The 20,495-nt window shown below is 58.7% G+C and carries 21 protein-coding genes; 15 read left to right on the top strand and 6 right to left on the bottom strand.

The features are described 5' to 3' along the window. Positions 1 to 238: 238 nt before the first annotated feature. The 8 genes from ASC93_RS29810 (at position 239) to ASC93_RS12585 (ending at position 9,750) form a co-directional block, all read left to right on the top strand. On the top strand, positions 239 to 2,449 hold the full coding sequence (locus ASC93_RS29810) for an FkbM family methyltransferase (RefSeq protein ID WP_162251868.1): 2,211 nt from the start codon (positions 239 to 241) through the stop codon (positions 2,447 to 2,449). A gap of 65 nt (positions 2,450 to 2,514) precedes the next feature. Further along, positions 2,515 to 3,348 (top strand): 3-hydroxyacyl-CoA dehydrogenase family protein, encoded by an 834-nt coding sequence (locus ASC93_RS29815; RefSeq protein ID WP_200958315.1) that lies wholly within the window; start codon positions 2,515 to 2,517, stop codon positions 3,346 to 3,348. Positions 3,349 to 3,609: 261 nt separating this feature from the next. After that, complete coding sequence (locus ASC93_RS29820) at positions 3,610 to 4,734, top strand: acyl-CoA dehydrogenase family protein (protein WP_157201895.1); 1,125 nt, start codon at positions 3,610 to 3,612, stop codon at positions 4,732 to 4,734. Between the two features lie 14 nt (positions 4,735 to 4,748). Then, complete coding sequence (locus ASC93_RS29825; RefSeq protein WP_082547992.1) at positions 4,749 to 5,828, top strand: HAD family hydrolase; 1,080 nt, start codon at positions 4,749 to 4,751, stop codon at positions 5,826 to 5,828. Next, positions 5,825 to 6,463 (top strand): 4'-phosphopantetheinyl transferase superfamily protein, encoded by a 639-nt coding sequence (locus tag ASC93_RS29830; protein WP_157201896.1) that lies wholly within the window; start codon positions 5,825 to 5,827, stop codon positions 6,461 to 6,463. Before ASC93_RS29825 ends, ASC93_RS29830 begins: the two co-directional genes overlap by 4 nt. A 48-nt stretch (positions 6,464 to 6,511) precedes the next feature. After that, positions 6,512 to 7,408 (top strand): 4'-phosphopantetheinyl transferase superfamily protein, encoded by an 897-nt coding sequence (locus ASC93_RS29835; protein ID WP_082547994.1) that lies wholly within the window; start codon positions 6,512 to 6,514, stop codon positions 7,406 to 7,408. 65 nt (positions 7,409 to 7,473) lie between these two features. Next, on the top strand, positions 7,474 to 8,217 hold the full coding sequence (locus ASC93_RS29840; RefSeq protein WP_082547995.1) for an aspartate/glutamate racemase family protein: 744 nt from the start codon (positions 7,474 to 7,476) through the stop codon (positions 8,215 to 8,217). 627 nt (positions 8,218 to 8,844) lie between these two features. Next, positions 8,845 to 9,750: a PA0069 family radical SAM protein gene (locus tag ASC93_RS12585; protein WP_229412698.1), complete on the top strand. Its 906-nt coding sequence runs from the start codon at positions 8,845 to 8,847 to the stop codon at positions 9,748 to 9,750. Here the strand turns inward: ASC93_RS12585 and ASC93_RS12590 are convergent. Continuing rightward, positions 9,747 to 10,289: a GNAT family N-acetyltransferase gene (locus ASC93_RS12590; protein WP_056442066.1), complete on the bottom strand. Its 543-nt coding sequence runs from the start codon at positions 10,287 to 10,289 to the stop codon at positions 9,747 to 9,749. The two genes, ASC93_RS12585 and ASC93_RS12590, sit on opposite strands and share 4 nt — an antisense overlap. Before the next feature lie 141 nt (positions 10,290 to 10,430). Between ASC93_RS12590 and ASC93_RS12595 the strand changes: the two genes are divergently transcribed. Then, positions 10,431 to 11,027: an AAA family ATPase gene (locus tag ASC93_RS12595; protein WP_229412699.1), complete on the top strand. Its 597-nt coding sequence runs from the start codon at positions 10,431 to 10,433 to the stop codon at positions 11,025 to 11,027. 14 nt (positions 11,028 to 11,041) lie between these two features. Here the strand turns inward: ASC93_RS12595 and ASC93_RS12600 are convergent, their stop codons facing one another. From ASC93_RS12600 to ASC93_RS32055, 4 genes are all read right to left on the bottom strand, one after another. Beyond that, a complete protein-coding gene (locus ASC93_RS12600) occupies positions 11,042 to 12,388 on the bottom strand; it encodes a deoxyguanosinetriphosphate triphosphohydrolase (RefSeq protein ID WP_056442069.1) in 1,347 nt (448 codons plus the stop codon). Positions 12,389 to 12,509: 121 nt separating this feature from the next. Beyond that, the gene (locus tag ASC93_RS12605) at positions 12,510 to 13,058 is read right to left on the bottom strand and encodes an ankyrin repeat domain-containing protein (protein ID WP_056442072.1); all 549 of its coding nucleotides are present in this window, start codon (positions 13,056 to 13,058) and stop codon (positions 12,510 to 12,512) included. An 83-nt stretch (positions 13,059 to 13,141) separates the two neighbouring features. Then, the gene (locus ASC93_RS12610; RefSeq protein WP_056442075.1) at positions 13,142 to 13,714 is read right to left on the bottom strand and encodes a gamma-glutamylcyclotransferase; all 573 of its coding nucleotides are present in this window, start codon (positions 13,712 to 13,714) and stop codon (positions 13,142 to 13,144) included. Between the two features lie 34 nt (positions 13,715 to 13,748). Next, the gene (locus ASC93_RS32055) at positions 13,749 to 14,882 is read right to left on the bottom strand and encodes a LysR family transcriptional regulator (protein ID WP_082547997.1); all 1,134 of its coding nucleotides are present in this window, start codon (positions 14,880 to 14,882) and stop codon (positions 13,749 to 13,751) included. 95 nt (positions 14,883 to 14,977) lie between these two features. Between ASC93_RS32055 and ASC93_RS12620 the strand changes: the two genes are divergently transcribed. Beyond that, complete coding sequence (locus tag ASC93_RS12620; protein ID WP_056442077.1) at positions 14,978 to 16,003, top strand: fumarylacetoacetate hydrolase family protein; 1,026 nt, start codon at positions 14,978 to 14,980, stop codon at positions 16,001 to 16,003. Further along, positions 16,000 to 16,644, top strand: coding sequence for a maleylacetoacetate isomerase (maiA, locus tag ASC93_RS12625; protein ID WP_056442080.1), 645 nt, complete (start codon positions 16,000 to 16,002; stop codon positions 16,642 to 16,644). Before ASC93_RS12620 ends, maiA begins: the two co-directional genes overlap by 4 nt. Positions 16,645 to 16,694: 50 nt before the next feature. Here the strand turns inward: maiA and ASC93_RS12630 are convergent, their stop codons facing one another. Beyond that, a complete protein-coding gene (locus tag ASC93_RS12630) occupies positions 16,695 to 17,153 on the bottom strand; it encodes a CBS domain-containing protein (RefSeq protein WP_056442083.1) in 459 nt (152 codons plus the stop codon). 164 nt (positions 17,154 to 17,317) lie between these two features. Here ASC93_RS12630 and ASC93_RS12635 point away from each other — a divergent pair, with 164 nt between their 5' ends. From ASC93_RS12635 to iscU, 4 genes are all read left to right on the top strand, one after another. Beyond that, positions 17,318 to 18,100 (top strand): uracil-DNA glycosylase, encoded by a 783-nt coding sequence (locus ASC93_RS12635; RefSeq protein WP_056442085.1) that lies wholly within the window; start codon positions 17,318 to 17,320, stop codon positions 18,098 to 18,100. 158 nt (positions 18,101 to 18,258) lie between these two features. Further along, positions 18,259 to 18,756, top strand: a complete 498-nt coding sequence (iscR, locus tag ASC93_RS12640) for a Fe-S cluster assembly transcriptional regulator IscR (RefSeq protein ID WP_056442087.1) — start codon at positions 18,259 to 18,261, stop codon at positions 18,754 to 18,756. After that, positions 18,756 to 20,012 carry an IscS subfamily cysteine desulfurase gene (locus tag ASC93_RS12645; protein ID WP_056442090.1) on the top strand — a complete coding sequence of 419 codons (1,257 nt, stop codon included), beginning with the start codon at positions 18,756 to 18,758 and terminating at the stop codon, positions 20,010 to 20,012. The genes iscR and ASC93_RS12645 overlap by 1 nt, the downstream gene beginning before the upstream one ends. A 31-nt stretch (positions 20,013 to 20,043) precedes the next feature. Further along, positions 20,044 to 20,445: a Fe-S cluster assembly scaffold IscU gene (gene iscU, locus ASC93_RS12650; RefSeq protein WP_056442092.1), complete on the top strand. Its 402-nt coding sequence runs from the start codon at positions 20,044 to 20,046 to the stop codon at positions 20,443 to 20,445. Positions 20,446 to 20,495: the final 50 nt, after the last annotated feature.

A 20,495-nucleotide genomic window follows, 5' to 3' on the forward strand; every position in this document is an offset into this window, starting at 1 on the left:
CTGCCATCGAGCTCTATTGAGTGTGGAGCCCGATGTTGGTATTGAATGGAGGGAGAGATCTGTTTACAAGTGCTGACCGCCGAGGCGGATTGTGACGTGTATCGATGCTTTGTTGTCAGCATGAAGCAAAAACGGCTTCGCGGTATCAGCTAAAAATTTTCGCCGATATGGGATATCTCAGCTGATATTTCTCTCGGGCGGGGAATATTTCCTATCGAGTATGGATGAAGTGATATCAATGAATGACTCTAGAATTACAAAAACCGTTCGCCCGGAGAAACCCTCCCGCGGTAAACCTGTCATCGCGTTTATGTTTCCCGGTCTCGGTGGGAACTTGGCGGAAAATCTCAAGGAGTTGGAGCGGCTCGGTGATCCGCACGTCGAGAAGTTTATTGCGCGTGCAGATCGCGTGACAACTGAAAAGCTCGGTTCTAGGTTGTCAGAGTTAGTGAGACCTTACCTTGACCAATCGAATGACACTTCGACCGATGTTGCTCGACTCTTCAAACGCACGCGGTCGCTGCCGGTCCTCCCGACGGTCGTTGCGCACTCGATCTTATATACGCTCGAGTGTGCGCTTGCGGAGACATGGATGGCGGCTGGTGTTCTCCCGGATTACGTTTGTGGATACAGTCTAGGTGAGTATGCTGCTGCGCATCTCGCCGGGGCATTCGGTTTTGAAGAAGGGCTTTCACTGATAATTGAACGCGCGTCGGCTCTTTCCGTAGCTCCGCGTGGTGGCCTGGCTTCGATCTACGCGCCGCGCAGTGAGGTGGAGCAGTTTTTGATTCCTGATGTGTACGTCGTCGCCGAGAATAGTTCGGCCCAAACTGTGATCGGAGGTGGCAAAGAGCACCTAGCTAATGTGATGGCAAGTATTGAATTTGCTGGATACACAGTACAGGAGCTAGCTGTTGAGCATGCGTTCCACACTCCCCTTATGCTTCAAGCAGCTTCGGGTCTGTCTCGGACCGATCCTGTGCGGATCGAGGAAGAAGCGTCACGAACTTCCCGTCCTCGCTTGATATCGACGTTGGACGGTATGCCTGGCGAGCTCCGCGAAATACGTAGTCCAGAACACTGGGCGCGGCATCTTTGTGCTCCAGTTCAGCTAACAAAAGCAGTAAGCACGTTAGTGAATTGTGAAACGTCGATTTTCTTAGAAGTAGCGCCGATCCAGAGCCTTGCCCCTTTGTTACGGACCCACTTGAGCCGGGAAAAAAATATTTCGGTGCTAAGTACTGTCCCTTCTGGATTTGATGGTCGCTCTGTCGAAAAGTTTGTTTCCGATACTGCGTTTCATTTAAGAGAGCTTGGGTGTGCGGCGGCCCCGTTCACTTTCGAGAACGATTGTATTGATCAAAGCGAGCGTACGCTTGTTTATAATGATAATGCAGCATCAGCATCAGCGGTACCTGAAGAGAATATTCATCTGGCTAAAATTCGAGAAATTTGGGCTGGCGTTCTGGAATGTGAAGATGTAACTTACGACACTAACTTTTTTGCATGTGGGGGAGACTCCCTGCGGGCCGCACAGATCGTTCAAAGGCTGAAAAAGGACATCGGGATCCATTGTACGATTCGCGATATTTACATTTCGCCTACGCCTCGAGTTCTTGCTGGCGTTATCGCGTCGGCAGACGCGGTTAGCTTTCCAGTTGATGATATTCTTAGTCTGCCAAACGGTTTGGCGGTCCGATATCAATCGCGGGCTGACGTAGATTATTTTTATCGTAGCATCTTCCTAGAGCGTAGTTACGCAAAACATGGATTGCACATTAAAGCCGGCGACACGGTCATGGATATAGGGGCAAATATTGGAATGTTTTCGATGTTTGCCGCCTTGGAGGCGCCGGATGTGAAACTGTTTAGTGTTGAACCGGTTCCAACGCTCTTTAAAATGCTGGAGTTTAATCTCGCTGACGTTTGTGAGGACGTGACGCTCTTAAATGTTGGAGTATCAGATAGGCCGGGTGTCGCCACGATTACTTTCTATCCAAATAGTCCTGGTATGTCTTCGTTTGCTCCCGATAGAATGGATGAGGAAGCCATCCTTACCGCGTTGCTACAGAATGATTACAAGGCGAATAAAAATTCCGTAATTAGTGAGATTCTTTTTCGCAGCTCAGAATTTATGGATTCGCGCTTCGAGGAGAAACGATATGAATGTTCTGTAATTTCGGTTTCCGAAATCATTGCGCAATATAACATTGACAAGATCGACTTTCTAAAGATAGATGTTCAAAAATACGAAATGCGGGTACTCGGTGGAATTGATATACGGCATTGGCCGTTGATTCGCCAGATTGCCATCGAAGTGCACGATAAAAATGGCGCGATGAACGAGATTTGCCTTTTACTGGAGTCGAAAGGTTATGCTTTTCGCGCCGAGCAGGACTCGTTATACAAGGGGACGGACATATTTAATATTTTTGCGTGGCGTCAATAAGGAGAAGAGGTTTAAAAATGGGGGCGAAGCTAGTACAGACGAGGAATCGAGAGGAAGATGTCGACGTGATTGGTGTCATCGGTGCGGGAGTTATGGGGAGGGGAGTTGCTCAGGTGATTGCGTCGCACTCCTATCGCGTGATTCTAGTTGATAACCAATTAGAGGTCTTGGATGAAGCACGGATCAGTATATTTAACACGCTGAGAGCGGAATCGCTTTTTGGTAGAGGTCGAGGTGCCGCGTCGGATGTTCTCTCAAGAATTTCAATAACTGATGACCTCGAATCAGTGCGTCAATGTTCGGTAGTTGTTGAAAATATTCCTGAAGATATTGGCAAGAAACGTTTGCTTTATGAGAGTTTGAACTCTTTGTTGGCGCCCGAAGCGGTTTTGGCTGTTAATAGCTCGACATTTCCAATTTTTGAGTTGGCGGCGTTCATGAAACGGCCTGAACTGGTAATCGGGACGCATTTTATGAACCCAGCTCACTCTAAGGAATTTGTTGAAGTTATTCCTAGCCGGGTTACGAGTTCGACTACTATCGAGCGAGTCATGTCTTTTCTTGCGGGTATCGGAAAGCGCGGCATCGTTGTGAAAGATGCTCCAGGATTTGTTTCCAATAGGGTTTTGATGCTAACAATTAACGAGGCAATTAGGGCTGTAGAGGAAGGTTGCGCGTCGCCCGACGATGTTGATGCGATTTTTGTCGGCTGCTTTGGTCATAGTATGGGGCCACTTGCTACAGCTGACCTTATCGGACTCGATACCATTCTTCTTTCGTTGCTTTCACTAATGGAACGGCTCGGCGATAAAAAGTATCAGCCTGCGGATTTGCTACTCAATATGGTTCGTGAGGGTAAGCTTGGGCGAAAGTCTGAGCAGGGTTTTTTTAATTATTGATAAATTTTTTAGTGGGTGTGCTTGTGGACGCAGATTTGATTGATCGTGTGAGAAATTTTGTGCATTCGGCGTTGTCGCCGAATATTGCCGACCAGGACGATATTTTCCGAAGTGGGCTTGTTACTTCACTTTTCGGGATTCGCATGATTGCTTTCATAGAGAAAGAATTTCGAGTCGTAGTCGGGGATGAAGATCTCTCGCTTGAGAATTTTAGTTCGGTAATGAATATTTGCAAATTCGTTGAGGCGAAGAGCATATCCCGTGGACAATAATCTTCCCAGCGCGGACAGAAAAAAGGAATTCGCGAGATTCGCGTCCGAACGCGTTGCGCCGTTCGCCGAAGCTGCCGATCGCACCGGGTGTTTGAGTGATGATGTGATTGATGCGTTAAGCGATGCTGGCTATCTTGGCGCACTTGTATCGCCTGAATATGGCGGTATGGGAATGAGTCAGGCACAGTATGGTGAACTGACCGCAGAGATTGCAAGATCCTGTTCTGCTACCCGAACTTTGCTAACTGTTCATGGATTGGTCACAACTTCGGTCGCGCGTTGGGGCAGCGACAAGTTGAAAGGAGATTTTCTTCGGCGCTTTACCTCGAGTGCTGGTTTGACGGCATTCGCTATGTCCGAGGCGAATGCCGGCAGTGATGCTAAGGCGATTGAGTTGTCTATTCAAGAGGATGGGGCTGATCTGCTTTTGTTTGGCGAGAAACGTTGGATTAGTTTTGGCGCTCGGGCTGCTTATATCCTTGTATTCGGGGTTCTAGCGGGCGCTTCAACCGCCGTGCTTGTGAACGGCGATTGTCCGAATCTTATAAAGGAGGCTGTTCCTTCGATGGTTGGTACTCGAGGCGCGATGATGGCGAACCTGCGATTCGACGGTTGTAGGGTTCCTAAGAATGCGATAGTTGGCCGTCCGGGGTTCGGCGTGTCTCACGTTGCCGCCACTGCACTCGACTTTGGACGCTATTCTGTTGCTTGGGGGAGTATCGGTATTATCGAGGCTTGCGTTAGAAAGAGCCTTGAGTTTTCCAATGCTCGGTATCAGTTCGATAAGCGTATTAAGGACCATCCTCAAGTTGCGGCGCGTATTACAAAAATGCTGGCCGTATCGCGCGTCACCAGGTTGCTTGCGACGGAAGCTGGGAGATTACGGGATGAAGGCTCGCCGGACTCACTTCTCGAGACCATGCTTGCGAAGTACGCAGCGTCAAAAGGAGCAGTTTATGCCGCAAATGAGGCTATTCAGATACATGGCGCTAGAGGCTTATTGACCGAAACCGGGCTTGAAAGATTGCTTCGTGACGCCAAAGTCACAGAAATTATCGAAGGGAGCTCGGACGTACTAGAGACAATGATCTGTAGCTTGATTTCGTCAGTTTAGGTGAGAGGTCGAATGTGAGTGATGTCAATACGACATGTGAATATCCTGTCAAACAGGTAAAGTTGATTGTTTGGGATCTTGATTTGACCCTTTGGGATGGAATTTTACTCGAGGATCTGTCTCCGAGGCCTTTCGATCATGTGGTAAATATAATTAAGCAGCTGGACAGTTTGGGGGTGTTGCAGTCCATAGCTAGCAAAAATGATCATGATGTTGCTATTTCTCATCTGAAGAAAATAGGGGTGGCCGAGTATTTTTTGCATCCGCAAATACATTGGTCGCCTAAATCCGCTAGTGTTTCTCTTCTCGCAGAGAAGTTGAATATCGGCTTGGATAGTATTTTGTTTGTAGATGATCAAGAATTTGAACTTGCTGAAGTCACACATGCGCATCCTGATGTTCGGGTTGTTCATGCTGGTGAAGTTTCTAGTCTGCTACAAGCTCCCTTTCTTTGGCCCGCGGTAGTTACTGACGATGCTAGACGCCGTAGACTTATGTATCTGGATGATGCGGCGCGAACGCAGAGCGAGAAAGAGTTTGTCGGCCCGCCCGAGCTTTTTCTTGCCTCATTAAATTTGGAAATCACTGTCCGGTGTGTCACTGCCGGTGATATTGAACGAGTAAAAGAGCTGATCTCACGTACCAATCAGCTTAATTCGACAGGGGTTCTTTTTTCTCAAGAGGAACTCATAAAATTTTCGGAAAGCCGTGATCACCGTTTTCTTATGTTTTCCCTTAGAGACCGGTTCGGTGATTATGGTCAGATCGGTCTCGCCTTAGTGGATACGAGCGGGGATTGGGTGTTGGAGTTGTTGTTGGTGTCATGTCGAGTGCTTTCTCGAGGGATAGGACCGGTTCTGTTAAATTACTTGGCACTACAGGCGTTGACGCAGGGTTCGTTCCTTAGCGTATTGTTTCGTGATACTGGGCGTAATCGGCCGATGCGTATGGCTTTGATGATGACTGGGTTCGTTTCTGAGTCTTTCGCTCAAAAGGGGGCTTTGCTTGCGCAAAGGCCTGGCTATGTTCCAGTTATCCAGGACTACATAAGGATACTGAATGGAGCGGAATCTGAGCCCGGAAATTTGGCGTGAAAACGTTACATGTGCAATGGATGTCGCTTAGTAGCGGAGATTTTGAGAATTTGCTCCTGTCGTCGGATATACTCGAGGCCGAGAGATATACTTTTCCGCCTGCGCAAACTCGTTTTTTATTATCGAGAGCAGGACTTCGTCGATTTGTGGGAAATTTTCTTGGGAAAGACCCGAGCGAGATAGTTTTCGATATAAAAAGGTATGGTAAACCGGTGATCGTTGGTATCGATAGGGTTGATTTTAACCTGTCTCATAGTGATGAGTATGTCGTGTTCTGCATCGCTAACGAGATGAATGTCGGTATTGATATTGAGTCTCATAAAGAGATCGCGGACTATGTGGATGTAGCAAGCCGTGTGTTTTCTCCCGCAGAAATTAATTATTTAAGGTCCACTGGGGGAGTTGATCCTTTAGTCAGCTTTTATAATATTTGGGTCAGGAAGGAAGCTTTACTCAAGGCGATCGGCTGCGGGCTTTCCGCGTTGGCGAGAAGAATTAGTATAGTTGAAGCTGGTCGCCTTGTGGAGGTCGTTAATGTTCCGGATTTTGGGCAATGGTGGCTTTCTGCGATGCCCTGTCCGGCAGGGTACTATGCGGCATGTGTCTGTAGTGATAGATTCATTTTAGCAATGTAGTTGTGCTGAGGAAGGCAAAAGGGTCGCGTTACCGGTGCGGAGCTCGTATTGCCGACGCAGTACTGGCTGATGTTGAGCTTTTACTGTGTATTGCTAATGATCAGCGGCAGTTTGATAGGTTATATAATTGTTGGTCTATTTTTAGAAGTTATCGTTTCCTGTGTCTGTACGGTTGCTTTCTTATTTCGTTTAAAGTATTGGGTTATGAAATCGTTGGCGTATTATTCGCTGGGCTTGACTCCCGTGGTGCTGTCACGTATCCCTGCAGAGACAGATTGGATGGCTCCTTACGAGCTTGATCGAGCGAGCAGCTTTGCTGCGCGCTCTGACCGAGATGATTATATCGCGGCACATTGGCTCGTCCGGGAAGTCGCGTCGCATGTTGTGGGTTCTGTACCCGAAAGATTGATGATTGGGCAGGTTTGTTCTGACTGCGGCGGTAATCATGGGAAGCCGTTTTTACGAGGGCACCCGCATATCCATTTATCGCTTAGCCACACGATCGGAGTTGTGGCGGCGGCAGTTGGCGAAGTGGCAATTGCTATTGACGTCGAGAGTAATGTGGCTGAGCGGTTAGATGACTCAGTGTTGGAAACGGTTATGACATCAAGTGAGTTGTCAATATTAAGGCAAGTCGATATTGATCCGACGTCGGATGCGTTAAAGGAGGGGGGGGCGCGCCGTCTGTGGTGTGCCAAGGAATGTTTGATTAAACTAGGCTTGTTGACACTAGACACAATGTGCGTTGCGGACTTGTCACGACTTCTCACACCTTCTCACAAACATATTTGTCGGAGATATCTCGGAGAAAGCATGAATGTTAGTTTTTTCGATATCTCGGATACGAGCATTGACGTCCATGGTATATTCGCTTGCGAATTGGATATGACTAAGTGTGAGTTTATGCCGATAGCTCACGGGGTAAGCTCTATTGTACGCCTCTGACCAATGGGAATGGTCTGCGTTTGTGCGATGTTTACGATCTACATGCATTGAGGTGTTTAGTAATTATGCAAAGGAAAATCGGTATTTTAGGCGGTATGGGGACTGCGGCAGGGATTTATTTCGCGCAAACGTTGGTTGAGCTGAGTTCGGCTGTGCGTGGAGATGTGGACTATCCAAGTTTTGTTTTGTATTCGGATCCACTTATCCCGAGTCGAGTAGATGCTTATCTTGAGGGTACAGCCAGTCCTCTACCATCAATAATCTCGTCTATTGATAAGCTGGCGACAGCCGGAGCTGATTTTGGCGTCATTATTTGCAACACTGCTCACATATATTTTGATGAAATTGAACGTGACACTACGCTGCCTTTAATTAATATGGTTGATAATGTGGTGTCATATTTGAAGAGCGGATCGCGCGCGGAGAAGGTCGGGCTTCTGGCAACAAAGGCGACTATACGTTCGGGCCTTTACTCTCGTTATTTTGATGGTAGTGTTGACGTTATAGTGACGCCTAATGATAATGATCAAGACCTTGTTACATCGGCAATTTTCGATCCGGAATTTGGAATTAAAGCTTCCGGTGCAGTGGTAAAACCGCAGGCGAGGGAGCTTATTGTCGAAGTAATCCGCCGCATGCTGCGGGATTATGGCGTCGGAAAAATAGTTCTTGGTTGCACAGAACTTTCGATGGCGGTACGGGAAGAGAACTTGCTGGGCGTAGAAATTATTGATCCTGTTAAGTTGCTAGCTCGGGCATGTCTGCGTCGAGTGGGTCATTATAAGGCGAGCTCTTTGCATTACATTTAGTTTGGTCTTAAGGAATTTGACAACAGGGTATAGGCGATATCACGGAACCTCGAATAACCAGCGATTCTTGCAACCTTAGTAAAGCGAAAGTAAGGCGAAAGCGTGAAATATATACGGCGGTGCGTGAGCAGTGCCGTATCCGGGTCGGTTTGACGCGCTGTAGTACGCAATTTCGGTGGTAAAGACAGTCCGTGGGCGTCAGAACGACGCGATCCTGGCCTCCTTCAGGAAACCAGGCGCTGCAAATTGTAGGCAGCGACCTCTCAGTTGAGCTGCGCCGTGGCGCGAGGCAGACCGATCGCGCGCAAACCTTTCCACTGAGCTGCGCCAGTCCGGCTAACACATGCTCGACGCGGGCGCGGGTCTTCGCCTCGTCCTTCGCCGAGGCTACGGCCTCACTGTCAGAGGACAGTCAGACAGATCCAATGTCAGTAAGTGCGAGAAAGCTAGCTTACGAATCCGTTTGGCCACTAGACACTCTACAAGCCAAACGGGGGAAACGACGAAAACACGAAACCTGAGCGCTGGACAACCTTGATCGACACTAATTGTCCAGAAAAAAACCTATTCAAAGATCAATATGCCTCTAGCTAACATTGGAAAGCCCTTAAACACAGTATGTGTCTAGTGGCTACATTGCGGATAAGCTTCGGCTGCATCTACTGCTTCGCGCGGCCCACGCACGCCTATCTGGGCCTGTCGCCGGGCCTCGATTTCGAAAGCCGCATCTTCGCCAAGGTGAACGCGGCCGACCTGCTGCGGCGCGAGCTGGCGCGTCCGGGCTACGTCCCGGAAAACATCGCCATCGGCGTCAACACGGACGCGTACCAGCCCTGCGAGCGCGAGCGCCGCCTCACGCGCGAGGTGCTGGAAGTGCTGTCCGAATGCCAGCATCCGTACGGCCTGATCACCAAGTCGGCGCTGATCGAACGCGACATCGACCTGATCGCGCCGATGGCCGAAAAAGGCCTGGCCTGCGCCGCCATCACGCTGACGACGCTGGACGGCGAGATCTCGCGCACGCTCGAGCCGCGCGCGGCCGCGCCCGCGCGCCGCCTGCGCGCGATCCGCACCCTGACGGAGGCCGGCATCCCCGTCAGCGTGAGCGTCGCGCCGATCATCCCGTTCGTCACGGAGCCGGAAATCGAGCGCATCCTGGAAGCCGCGAAGGACGCCGGGGCCGTCGGCGCCCACTACACGGTGCTGCGCATGCCGTGGGAAGTGAACCCGCTGTTCCAGCAATGGCTGCACGCCCACTTCCCCGACCGGGCCCAGCGCGTGATGAACCGCATCCGCGACATGCGCGGCGGCAAGGACTACGACAGCGATTTCAGCAAGCGCATGACGGGCGAGGGCATCTGGGCCGACCTGATCCGCCAGCGCTTCACGAAGGCCGTCAAGCGCCTGGGGCTCGAAGGCCGCATGAGCCGGTTCAACACCTGCGATCCGTCGCAATTCCGGCGCCCGCTGGTGGTGCCGAAAACGGTCGTCAGGCCGACCAGCGCGGCGGCGGCGCAGATGGATTTGTTTTAAAGCGTCTCCGGCACCAGCGACAGTACGTGCGCCGCGACGGGCCGTTCGTGCAGGTTGAGGCGGTTGCGCGCCAGGCATTCGTGGATGGCGCCGGCCTTGCGGGCGAGGGCGAGGCTGGACAGGTTGCCGTCGGCGACGACGATCTCGACGCGCGTCTGGCCGAGGCGGTCGAAGGCGAAGCATGCCAGCGCACGGATGGCTGCCAGCCCCGCGCCCTGACGCCGGGCCGATGCGCGGACCCAGTAGCCGAGGTTGCAGAGGTGGTGGGAACGATTGAACTGGTTCAGGCCCGCCGCGCCGATGTAGTGGTGGCCGTCCCGGCGGAAGATGCCGAACTCGTGCGCGGTGCCGTCCGCACGCGCGGTGGCGCAGGCCGCGATCCAGGCCAGCGCATCGGCCTCGTCGTAGGCGGCATGGGCCCAGGGCATCCATGGGCCGAGGCTCGCCATCGATTCGCGGACGGCCGCGGCCATCGCCGGGGCATCCGTCGGGACCAGTGGGCGGAGCAGATAGTCGTCGGCGTGAAGGGACAGTGTCATGGCGGCGCCTGCGCGGGCTGGTTTGTGTTGCCGACATCATAACGTGCTGGACTGGACTCACAGCGCCGACGCCACCGGGTTGTGAGGATGCATGCTCTCGGCTACGATTGCGCTCTTTGGCGCGATCGGCAGGCGGATATGGTGGAGCAGGGCAGTGCGACGGACAAGGTAACGAACGGCGCGGTGACGAACGACAGGGCGGCGAACGACGTCCAGCGTGTCGTCTTCGTCGGCGCGGAGTCGACCGGAAAGTCGACGTTGTCCAACTATCTGGCGCACGCCTACGATACCGTCGCCGTGCCCGAGATCGGCCGCTTCATCTGGGAAGAAAAGCAGGGCCGGCTGGGGCCGGACGATTATGTCGACATCGCCGTCAAGCACCGCGCGGCCGAGGACGAGGCCATGGCGCAGGCGCGACGCTGGCTGTTCGTCGACACGAATGCGTTGACCACGCTGTTGCTGGGCATCGAGTTCCACCAGGTCGGCGACCCGCCGCCGGCCGAGTTGCTGCGCTGTGCCGACGATTGCCGGGCGCGCTATGCCCACACGTTCGTCTGCGCCGACGACATCCCGTACGAGGAACAGGCCGTGCGCGAGAACGAGGCGTGGCGCGAACGCATCCAGCAACTCGTGTTGCGGGATCTCGCTGCGCGCGGCATTCCGTACACCGTCGTGCGCGGCAGCGTGGAGGAGCGGGCACGGCAGGTGCGGCGCGTGCTCGACGGCGCCGTGCGCTGACCCGCGCGGCGCGCCTAGACGATCGTGCCCGGCAGTTCGATCCCGTGCAGGCGCCGGAACAGCTTCAGCGCGAAGCTGTCCGTCATCCCGGAAATGTAGTCGGTCGCGCCGAGCAGGCGCGCGTACGGCGTGGCGCCGCGGCTGAATTGTTGCGGAATGATCTGCGCGATCTTGCGGTCGGCCGCCGAGCGATCCGCTTCCGGCTTGACGAGCGCGGGCACGATCTTGCCCAGCAGGCCGCCGAGGATCTCGAAGCCGGCCGCTTCGATCTGCAGCACCGAGGGCGTCGCGTAGATACGGTCGCGCGACAGCATGGCGATCGCCTTGAGCTCGGGCGCGAAGCGGGACGCGCCGGCGAGATCCTGTTCGAAGCGGCCGTCGATGATCGCGTCGTAGTGCGCGCGGAACACGTCCAGCGCGGCCGCCACGAGATGGCCGATGGCGCGGGCGCGCAGGTATTCCACGCGGCCCGTGTCGTCGGCCAGTTGTCGATAGGATGGGCTCGCGCTTGCGCCATCGGGAAAGGCGATGGGCCACAGCAGGCCGTGCGCTTCGTCGAACGAGACGCGGCCGAGGCGATGGCCGTCTTCCAGGTCGACGATGCCGTAGCAGATGTCGTCCGCGGCCTCCATCACGAACGCGAGCGGGTGGCGCGCCCATGCGCCCGGACTCTTGCGCACGAGGCCGACCCGCGTGGCGATGCGTTCCGCGGTGGCGGCATCGTCCGCGAAATAGCCGAATTTCTTTTCGCTGATCCTGTCTTTCGCCGATGCCAGGTCGGAGGCGCGCGGGTACTTCATGAACGCGGCCAGCACGGCATAGGTCAGCTGGAAGCCGCCGTGGTCGACGGCATTCTGCAGCCGCGTCACGAGGCGGAAGCCCTGGGCATTGCCCTCGAAGCGCAGGAAGTCCTGGCGCTCGCGCTCGGTCAGGCCGGCGAGCCAGCGATCGGCATGCTCGGCGAACCACGACTGGATCGCGGCCTCGCCGGAATGGCCGAACGGCGGGTTGCCGATGTCGTGGGCGAGGCAGGCGGCGGCCACGATGCTGCCGAAGTCCTGCGGTGCCATCGACAATGCCGGCGCGCGCTCCTTGATGAATTCGCCGCACAGCATGCCCAGCGAACGGCCGACGGACGACACCTCGATGCTGTGGGTGAGGCGCGTGCGCACGTAATCGCTGTCCGACAGCGGGAACACCTGCGTCTTGTCCTGCAGGCGCCGGAACGCGCTCGAATACACGAGCCGGTCCCAGTCGCGCAGATAGCCCGTGCGGCTGCCGCCGTCGCCCTCGTCATCCTCGCGGCCCAGGCGCATCGTCGAGACCAGGCGTTCCCATTCCATCGACATCGATTTCTCCATGAACAGTCATCTCAGGCCCGGCAGCGATGGCCGGCGGCCCAGTGTAGCGCATGGCGACGGCCCGCGACGTGCGCGCGGCGCGTCCGGCAGCACCCGGCGGTGCCGCGAAACGAACGGCCCGTCAGCGCTCGCTGGTCACGGCCGCCAGCAGTTCGGCCGTGTCGGCCGCGCCCATCCTGCGTGCCGCGTCGAGGAGCGCATTCCCGTCCGCGTCCGGGCGGAAAGGATCGGCGCCGCGCGCCAGCAGCAGGCGGACGATGTCCACGCGGTTGAACATGGCGGCGAACATCAGTGCCGTCTTGCCGTTCGGGCCCGCGTTGTCGACCGCCGCGCCGTGGTCCAGCAGCAGGGTCGCGATCGCCGTGTCGCCCTTGAACGCGGCGCCGGCGAGCGGGGTCTGGCCGGCGTCGTTCATGAGTTCCGGATCGGCGCCGTGTTCCAGCAGCACGCGGGCCGCGTCCGCATGGCCGTGGTAGCAGGCCAGCATCAGCAGGCTGTCGCCGCGTTCGTTGCGCAGGTTGGGCGGCAAGTGCTGGTCCAGCAAGGTCGCGAGTTCCCCGGCCTCGCCGGTGCGCGCGAAGTGGAAGACCTTGCGAACGAAGGCCAGCGTGTCTTCGTCGAGTTCGCTGGCCGACGGCGGGCGGGACGGTGGCTGCTGCGGCTCCTGCATCGTGGTCTCCTGACGGGCATATGGCCCGACAGGATTAGAACACAACGCCGCGCCGCGCACGGCAACGATGGATTCGTGCGGGATCAAACCCGGCGCTGGAACTCTTCCAGGTGGCGCTCGATCTCAAACACATGCGGGTCGGGCTTGCCGAGTGCGCGCAGGGCCTTGGCCAGTTCCAGCAGGTATTCGCTGTTCGGCCCGCTCGGGCCACGCGCGGAGGCGATCTGCAGCGCAATGTCGCGCTCACTCGCCGGGCCGAGGTAGGCCGCGTTCTCGTGCGTGGCGATGTAGACGAGGCCTTCGGCGCTGCCGCCGTCCTCGAAGCGGATGTCGGTCGCCAGGCGCAGGTAGCCGTTCTTTTCGCGGTAATCGAGGTGGGCGAATTCCTCGGGCGTGACGAGGTAGGCCATGCCGTGGCAGGTCGCAGCGGCGTCCGGCACGAGGGTCACGACGCGGCCCGGCGCCGCCTCCGTGCCGCGGTGGTCGTGCGAGCCTTGCCAGAAGCGCCGGGTCCAGCCCTCGATGCTGGCGGGGCGCCGCTCGAGGTACGGGAAGTCGGCCTTGAAGATGAGGGAGCCGTAGCCGAACAGCCAGACGCTGGCGTGGTTGTCGAACTTGCCCATGCGCCGGTTGATCGCGATGGTGTTGTGGGACATCGATGACAGGAGGTTGCGTGGTGGAACCTGCATTCTAGCGCGGCCGCAGCGCGCCCGCGGGGTTGTCGGCCGCGCCGACCCAGTCGAACAGGAAGGCGATGAACGCGGCCGCCGCCGGCGACACCGACCGCTGCTCGCGCGTGTAGACGAAGAAACGGCGCGTCAATACCGGCGCGTCGAGCGGCAGCATGCGCAGGCCGTGCAGCCGCACGAGCGGCGCGGCGTACGGCATGCAGACCGTCACGCCGAGGCCGGACGCGACCATGGCCAGCGCGGTGGTCATGTACGTGACTTCGTGGGCCGGCCGCAGGGCGACGTCGCGCAGATCGGCGGTACGGATGTTGCTGCGGCCATCGCTGCGGCCGTTGGTTCGGCCGTTGCTGCGGCCATCGCTGCCGTCGTTGTTGCGGCCGTCGCTGCCGTCGTTGCTGCGGCCATCGCTGCGGCCATCGCTGCGGCCGTCGCGTCCGGCATCGCTCCTGTCATCACGCACGCCGTCATCCGTGCCCGTGCCGCCGCCTTTTGCGCCGGCGCTTCGCCGCGCCATATCCGCCAGCAGACGCTCCGTGAACTGGCCGCGCAGCGAGATCAGCGGATGCGCGGCCAGGTCGCTCCAGCCGAGCCGGCTGTGCTTCGCCAGGGGGTGATCGTGCGGCACGACGGCTTCGAACGGCATCTCCATCAACTCGCGCGCTTCCAGTTGCGGGGCGCCGTCGCGTTCCGGGCCGATGCCGAAATCCGTCTCGCCGGACAGCACGCGCGTCGTCACGGCCTCGACCGGCGAATCGGACAGGCTGATGCCGATGTCCGGGTAGCGCGTACGCCACGCGGCGATCACCTGCGGCAGCAGGGTGCAGGCCATCAACTGGGGCACCGCCACGCGCACGATGCCTTTCCTCAGTTGCGCCTGGTCCGCAATGTTCGTAAGCGCACGGTCGAGGTCGTCGATCATCTGGCTGAATAGGGGGTACAGCTCGTTTCCCGTTTCGGTGAGTGCGATACGCCGCGTATTGCGGTCGACGACACGGACGCCGAGAGTTTGTTCCAACTCTTTGATCAAACCGGACAAAGCGGACTGTGTAACGTGCATGTACTGCGCCGCAAGCGTAAAGTTACCGGTCTTTGCCAGGGCAACGAAGGCGCGCATCTGGCGCAGGGTGGGATTCATCAGAAAGTCCGATAAATAGAGCGGAAAATATTGTTTGTATGATAGTCCGTTTTACTTTTTAATGGCGGAAACATTAAATCGTTGAAGGAAACGCCATGAAACTCGCTACCCTGAAGTCGGGCGGCCGCGACGGTACGCTCGTCGTCGTCAGCCGCGACCTGGTCACCTGCCAGGCCGTCCCCAAGATCGCCCGCACCCTGCAGCAGGCGCTGGACGACTGGGATCACGTCGCGCCGCGGCTGCTCCAGGTCTACGACCAGCTGAATGCCGGCACCGCCGCCGGGGCGGAATCCTTCATCGAGGAAGAGTGCGCCTCGCCGCTGCCGCGCGCCTTCCAGTGGGCCGACGGGTCGGCCTACATCAACCACGTGGAACTCGTGCGCAAGGCGCGCGGCGCCCAGGTGCCGCCGTCGTTCTACACGGACCCGTTGATGTACCAGGGCGGCTCGGACTCCTTCGTCGGCCCGTGCGATCCGATTGCCGTGCTGTCCGAGGAGTGGGGCGTCGACCTGGAAGCCGAAGTGGCGGTCGTCACCGGCGACGTGCCCATGGGCGCGAGCATCGAGAAGGCGGCGCAGGCCATCCGCCTCGTCATGCTGGTCAACGACGTATCGCTGCGCAACCTGATCCCCAAGGAACTGGAAAAGGGCTTCGGCTTCTTCCAGTCGAAGCCGGCCAGCGCGTTCTCTCCGGTGGCCGTGACACCGGACGAGCTCGGCGATGCCTGGCGCGACAGCAAGCTGTGCCTGCCGTTGCAGGTGACGCTGAACGACGCGCCGTTCGGCCGTCCGAACGCGGGCGACGACATGACGTTCAGCTTCGCCCAACTGATCGCGCACGCCGCGAAGACGCGCGAGCTCGGTGCCGGTTCCATCATCGGTTCGGGCACGGTGTCGAACAAGCAGGGCAGCCTGCACGGCTCGAGCATCGCCAACGGCGGCGTGGGGTATTGCTGCCTGGCCGAGCTGCGTATGTACGAAACGATCGAGCACGGGGCGCCCAGCACGCCGTTCCTGCGCTTCGGCGATACTGTCCGTATCGAGATGTTCGATGCCGACGGCGCCAGTGTCTTCGGCGCCATCGACCAGGAGGTTGCACACTATCACGGGAGGAAGGAATGAAGCTCTATACCTATTTCCGCAGTTCTGCCGCGTACCGGGTGCGTATCGCGCTCAACCTCAAGGGGCTCCAGTACGATGCGGTTCCGGTGCACCTGCTGCGCGGCGGCGGCGAACAGCTGCAGGCGAACTACGTCAAGATGAATCCCAGCGGCCTCGTCCCCACCTTCCAGGACGACTACATCACGCTGACGCAATCGATGGCGATCCTCGAGTACCTGGAGGACGAGTACCCGGAGGTGCCGCTGCTGCCCAAGGATGCCGCCGGGCGTGCGCGCGTGCGCGAGCTGGCGCAGATCGTCGCCTGCGACATCCATCCGGTCAACAACCTGCGCGTGCTGCGCTATCTCGTGAACGACCTCGGCCTGTCGGAAGAGGTCAAGACACAGTGGTATCGTCACTGGCTGCTGGGCGGTCTCGACGTGCTGGAAAAACACCTGGCGCGCGACCCCAGCGCGGGGCCGCTGTGCCACGGCTACCTGCCGACCATCGCCGACTGCTTCCTCGTGCCGCAGGTGTTCAATGCGCAGCGCCAGGGCGTCGACATCTCGGCCTATCCGAACATCGCGCGCATCAACGCGGCCTGCGTGGAGATCCCGGCCTTCGTGGCGGCGCATCCGTCCCACCAGCCGGACGCGGAATAAGACGGACCGCGCGGCGGCGGGTGGGCCCGCCGCGCGGTCCTCCGCCGCCGTCAGTGCCGCGTCTGCGACCCGGTGGTCGAGCGATCCGGCTCGGCCGGCGTCGAGATTTCTTCCAGCGTGTGGTCGATGCCGGCCGAATGCTTGGCCGCCATGTCGCCCAGCGAGACGATGCCGACCACCTCGTGCGACGCCGTGTCGACGACGGGCACGCGGCGGATCTGCACGTCGCCCATCTGTCCCAGCACCTCGTCCACCGTCTGGTTGGGCGCGCAGGTGCGCACGTCGGTGCTCATCACGTCGCCCACGCGCGTCTGTCCCGGCGCCTGGCCGGCCGCGGTCGAGCGGACCGTGATGTCGCGGTCGGTGATCATGCCGACCAGCCTCTGGCCGTCCAGCACAGGGATCGATCCCACGTTCAGTTCATCCATCATCTGCGCGGCGCGCTGCACGGTTTCCTGCGGCGAAATGCTTTGCACGTCGCGGGTCATCACATCCTGAATGGTCTGCATTTGAACCTCCTCGATACGTTCACACGGCGTTAAGACGGAGATGCATGATGCACGCATTCGCGCATGTCGGACGCTACGTTGACTTGCGGAACAGCCCGTAAATGAAGGACTTGTGCGAACCCGGCTCGGCTACAATCTGCCCCTTTTCAACCGTGATCGATGCCATGCCGGACCACGCCAATTCCGCCGCCGTTCCCCCGACCATCGCCGCTGCCCTGGAGCGCGCCGACGCTTCCTGGCGCCCGCATCTCATTGCCGGCCTCGACGCGATGATGCGCGCCACGCCCGCCTACCTGCCGGATCTGGCGAACGACCATTACCTGCCGACGGCCGGCCGCCTGTTCGCCGCGTTCGCCCTGCCGCTGCCCGCCGTGCGCTACGTGCTGGTGGGCGAGGGCCCGTATCCGCGCGAAGAGAGCGCGACGGGCGTGTGCTTCATGGATGGCGCGGTCGGGCCGCTGTGGTCGGACACGGGCCTGTCGAAGCCCGTCAACCGCGCGACGTCGCTGCGCAACTTCATGAAGATGCTGCTCGTGGCCGACGGCCAGCTGAGCCCGGACGACACGGGCGGCGCGGCGCTGGCGCCCGTCGCGAAGGCAGCCGAGGCGAACGGTGCGATCCGGACGCTGGCCGAGTTGCAGGACAACCTGCTCGGCCACGGTTTCCTGCTGTTGAATGCGGCCCTCGTGTTCCGCAAGCACGTGCCTCCGGTGCAGGAAGCGCGCGCCTGGGTGCCGTTCCAGCGGGCCGTGTTCGCCGCGCTGGCGGCGCGGGCCGACAAGCCGACGCTGGTCCTGTGGGGCAAGATCGCCGAGCAGCTGAACAAGGTGCCGGAAACGGCGGGCTTGCCGCAGATCCACGCCGAGCACCCGTACAACCTGTCGTTCATTCGTCACGCGGGCATGCAGCAACTGTTCGGCCCGATGCATTTGCTGCGCCGCAGCTGAAAAGGGGGCGCCAAGCAAAGGCTGGCGAAATACGCTATACTTGACTAAATCGATCAACTAATCAGGCTTTTCCGAATGTCCTTGGGGACAGATGAAAGCTTGACTGGTTGAAGAGAAGCAAGATTTTAACACTGTCTGGAAAACCAACCGGGGTTGTGATGCGTCTGACCACCAAAGGCCGTTTTGCTGTTACCGCGATGATCGATCTCGCCCTGCGCCAGGGCAATGGTCCGGTCACGCTGTCGGGCATCAGCCAGCGCCAGGCCATTTCGCTGTCCTATCTGGAGCAGTTGTTCGGCAAGCTGCGCCGGCACGAGATCGTCGAGTCGGTGCGCGGCCCGGGCGGCGGCTACAGCCTGGCGCGCACTGCCGACAAGGTGACCGTCGCCGACATCATCATCGCCGTCGACGAGCCGATCGATGCGACCCAGTGCGGCGGCAAGGAAAACTGCCACGGCGCCGACGCTGCCAGCGGCACCCGCTGCATGACGCACGAGCTGTGGGCCACGCTGAATGCCAAGATGGTCGATTTCCTGGATTCCGTCACGCTGCAGGACCTCGTCGACCAGCAGAAGCAGAAAGAACAGAACGTCGTGGTGATGCACCGCCCCGCGCCGTCGGAAAATACTGAAGCTAAGCATATTGGAGTGAACTGATGAACGCGCCCTTGGACAAAAAAATCGAGCAGAGCTTCGCGACTGCGCCGCATTTCCCGATCTACATGGATTATTCGGCCACGACGCCGATCGACCCGCGCGTGGCGGACAAGATGATCCCGTACCTGCGCGAGCAGTTCGGCAACCCGGCCTCGCGCAGCCACGCGTACGGCTGGAGCGCCGAGGCGGCCGTCGAGGAAGCGCGCGCGCAGGTCGCGGCACTCGTCGGCGCCGATCCGCGCGAGATCATCTGGACCTCGGGCGCGACCGAATCGAACAACCTCGCACTCAAGGGCGCGGCGCACTTCTACAAGTCGAAAGGCAAGCACATCATCACGGTCAAGACCGAGCACAAGGCCGTGCTGGACACCGTGCGCGAACTGGAACGCCAGGGCTTCGAGGCAACCTACCTGGAACCGCAGGACAACGGCCTGATCTCGCTGGAGCAGCTGGAAGCGGCGATCCGTCCGGACACCATCCTCGTGTCGGTGATGTTCGTGAATAACGAGATCGGCGTGATCCAGCCGATCAAGGAAATCGGCGAACTGTGCCGCAAGAAGGGCGTGATCTTCCACTCCGACGCCGCCCAGGCCACCGGCAAGGTGCACATCAACCTGGAAGAGCTCAAGGTCGACCTGATGACCTTCACGGCGCACAAGACCTATGGACCGAAAGGCATCGGCGCGCTGTACGTCCGCCGCAAGCCGCGCGTGCGCCTGGAAGCGCAGATGCACGGCGGCGGCCACGAGCGCGGCCTGCGTTCGGGCACGCTGCCGACGCACCAGATCGTCGGCATGGGCGAAGCCTTCCGCATCGCCCGCGAAGAGATGGATGCCGAGACCGCGCGCGTGAAAGCGCTGCGCGACCGCCTGGCCAAGGGCCTGACGGAGATCGAAGAGGTCTACATCAACGGCGACATGGAACACCGCGTGCCGCACAACCTGAACGTGTCGTTCAACTTCGTCGAAGGCGAATCGCTGATCATGGCCATCAAGGACATCGCCGTGTCGTCCGGTTCGGCCTGCACGTCGGCCAGCCTGGAACCGTCGTACGTGCTGCGCGCCCTGGGCCGCAGCGACGAACTGGCACACAGCTCGATCCGTTTCACCATCGGCCGCTTCACGACCGAAGAAGACATCGACTTCGCCGTCAACCTGCTGAAGTCCAAGGTCGGCAAGCTGCGCGAACTGTCGCCGCTGTGGGAAATGCACAAGGACGGCATCGACCTGAACTCGATCCAGTGGGCCGCCCACTAATTCACCGAACCGAACACGAAGGAGTACTACCATGGCATATTCCGACAAGGTCCTCGACCACTACGAAAACCCGCGCAACGTCGGCTCGTTCGACAAGAACTCCGACGACGTCGGCACCGGCATGGTCGGCGCGCCGGCCTGCGGCGACGTGATGAAACTGCAGATCAAGGTCAACGAAGCGGGCGTCATCGAAGACGCGAAATTCAAGACCTACGGCTGCGGTTCGGCGATCGCATCGAGCTCGCTCGTGACCGAATGGGTCAAGGGCAAATCGCTGGACGAAGCGCTGTCCATCAAGAACACGCAGATCGCCGAAGAACTGGCGCTGCCGCCGGTGAAGATCCACTGCTCGATCCTGGCCGAAGACGCCATCAAGGCGGCCGTCGCCGACTACAAGCAGAAGCACGGCGCCGAAGAAGTCAAAGCCGCGTGATCGCACGTGGGCACGGGGTGCCTACCCTACGGCCACGGCAATCATCGTAG

Origin of the sequence: Massilia sp. Root335 (genome assembly GCF_001425685.1) — a bacterium.
Classification (GTDB): domain Bacteria; phylum Pseudomonadota; class Gammaproteobacteria; order Burkholderiales; family Burkholderiaceae_D; genus Telluria; species Telluria luteola.

What these genes read in the sequence shown, in the direction of transcription:
- ASC93_RS29810 (WP_162251868.1), top strand. Translation starts at nt 239, where the DNA reads ATGAATGACTCTAGAATTACAAAAACCGTTCGCCCGGAGAAACCCTCC.
- ASC93_RS29840 (WP_082547995.1), top strand. Translation starts at nt 7,474, where the DNA reads ATGCAAAGGAAAATCGGTATTTTAGGCGGTATGGGGACTGCGGCAGGG.
- ASC93_RS12590 (WP_056442066.1), bottom strand. Translation starts at nt 10,289, where the DNA reads ATGACACTGTCCCTTCACGCCGACGACTATCTGCTCCGCCCACTGGTC.
- ASC93_RS12600 (WP_056442069.1), bottom strand. Translation starts at nt 12,388, where the DNA reads ATGGAGAAATCGATGTCGATGGAATGGGAACGCCTGGTCTCGACGATG.
- ASC93_RS12605 (WP_056442072.1), bottom strand. Translation starts at nt 13,058, where the DNA reads ATGCAGGAGCCGCAGCAGCCACCGTCCCGCCCGCCGTCGGCCAGCGAA.
- ASC93_RS12610 (WP_056442075.1), bottom strand. Translation starts at nt 13,714, where the DNA reads ATGTCCCACAACACCATCGCGATCAACCGGCGCATGGGCAAGTTCGAC.
- ASC93_RS32055 (WP_082547997.1), bottom strand. Translation starts at nt 14,882, where the DNA reads ATGAATCCCACCCTGCGCCAGATGCGCGCCTTCGTTGCCCTGGCAAAG.
- ASC93_RS12620 (WP_056442077.1), top strand. Translation starts at nt 14,978, where the DNA reads ATGAAACTCGCTACCCTGAAGTCGGGCGGCCGCGACGGTACGCTCGTC.
- maiA (WP_056442080.1), top strand. Translation starts at nt 16,000, where the DNA reads ATGAAGCTCTATACCTATTTCCGCAGTTCTGCCGCGTACCGGGTGCGT.
- ASC93_RS12630 (WP_056442083.1), bottom strand. Translation starts at nt 17,153, where the DNA reads ATGCAGACCATTCAGGATGTGATGACCCGCGACGTGCAAAGCATTTCG.
- ASC93_RS12635 (WP_056442085.1), top strand. Translation starts at nt 17,318, where the DNA reads ATGCCGGACCACGCCAATTCCGCCGCCGTTCCCCCGACCATCGCCGCT.
- iscR (WP_056442087.1), top strand. Translation starts at nt 18,259, where the DNA reads ATGCGTCTGACCACCAAAGGCCGTTTTGCTGTTACCGCGATGATCGAT.
- ASC93_RS12645 (WP_056442090.1), top strand. Translation starts at nt 18,756, where the DNA reads ATGAACGCGCCCTTGGACAAAAAAATCGAGCAGAGCTTCGCGACTGCG.
- iscU (WP_056442092.1), top strand. Translation starts at nt 20,044, where the DNA reads ATGGCATATTCCGACAAGGTCCTCGACCACTACGAAAACCCGCGCAAC.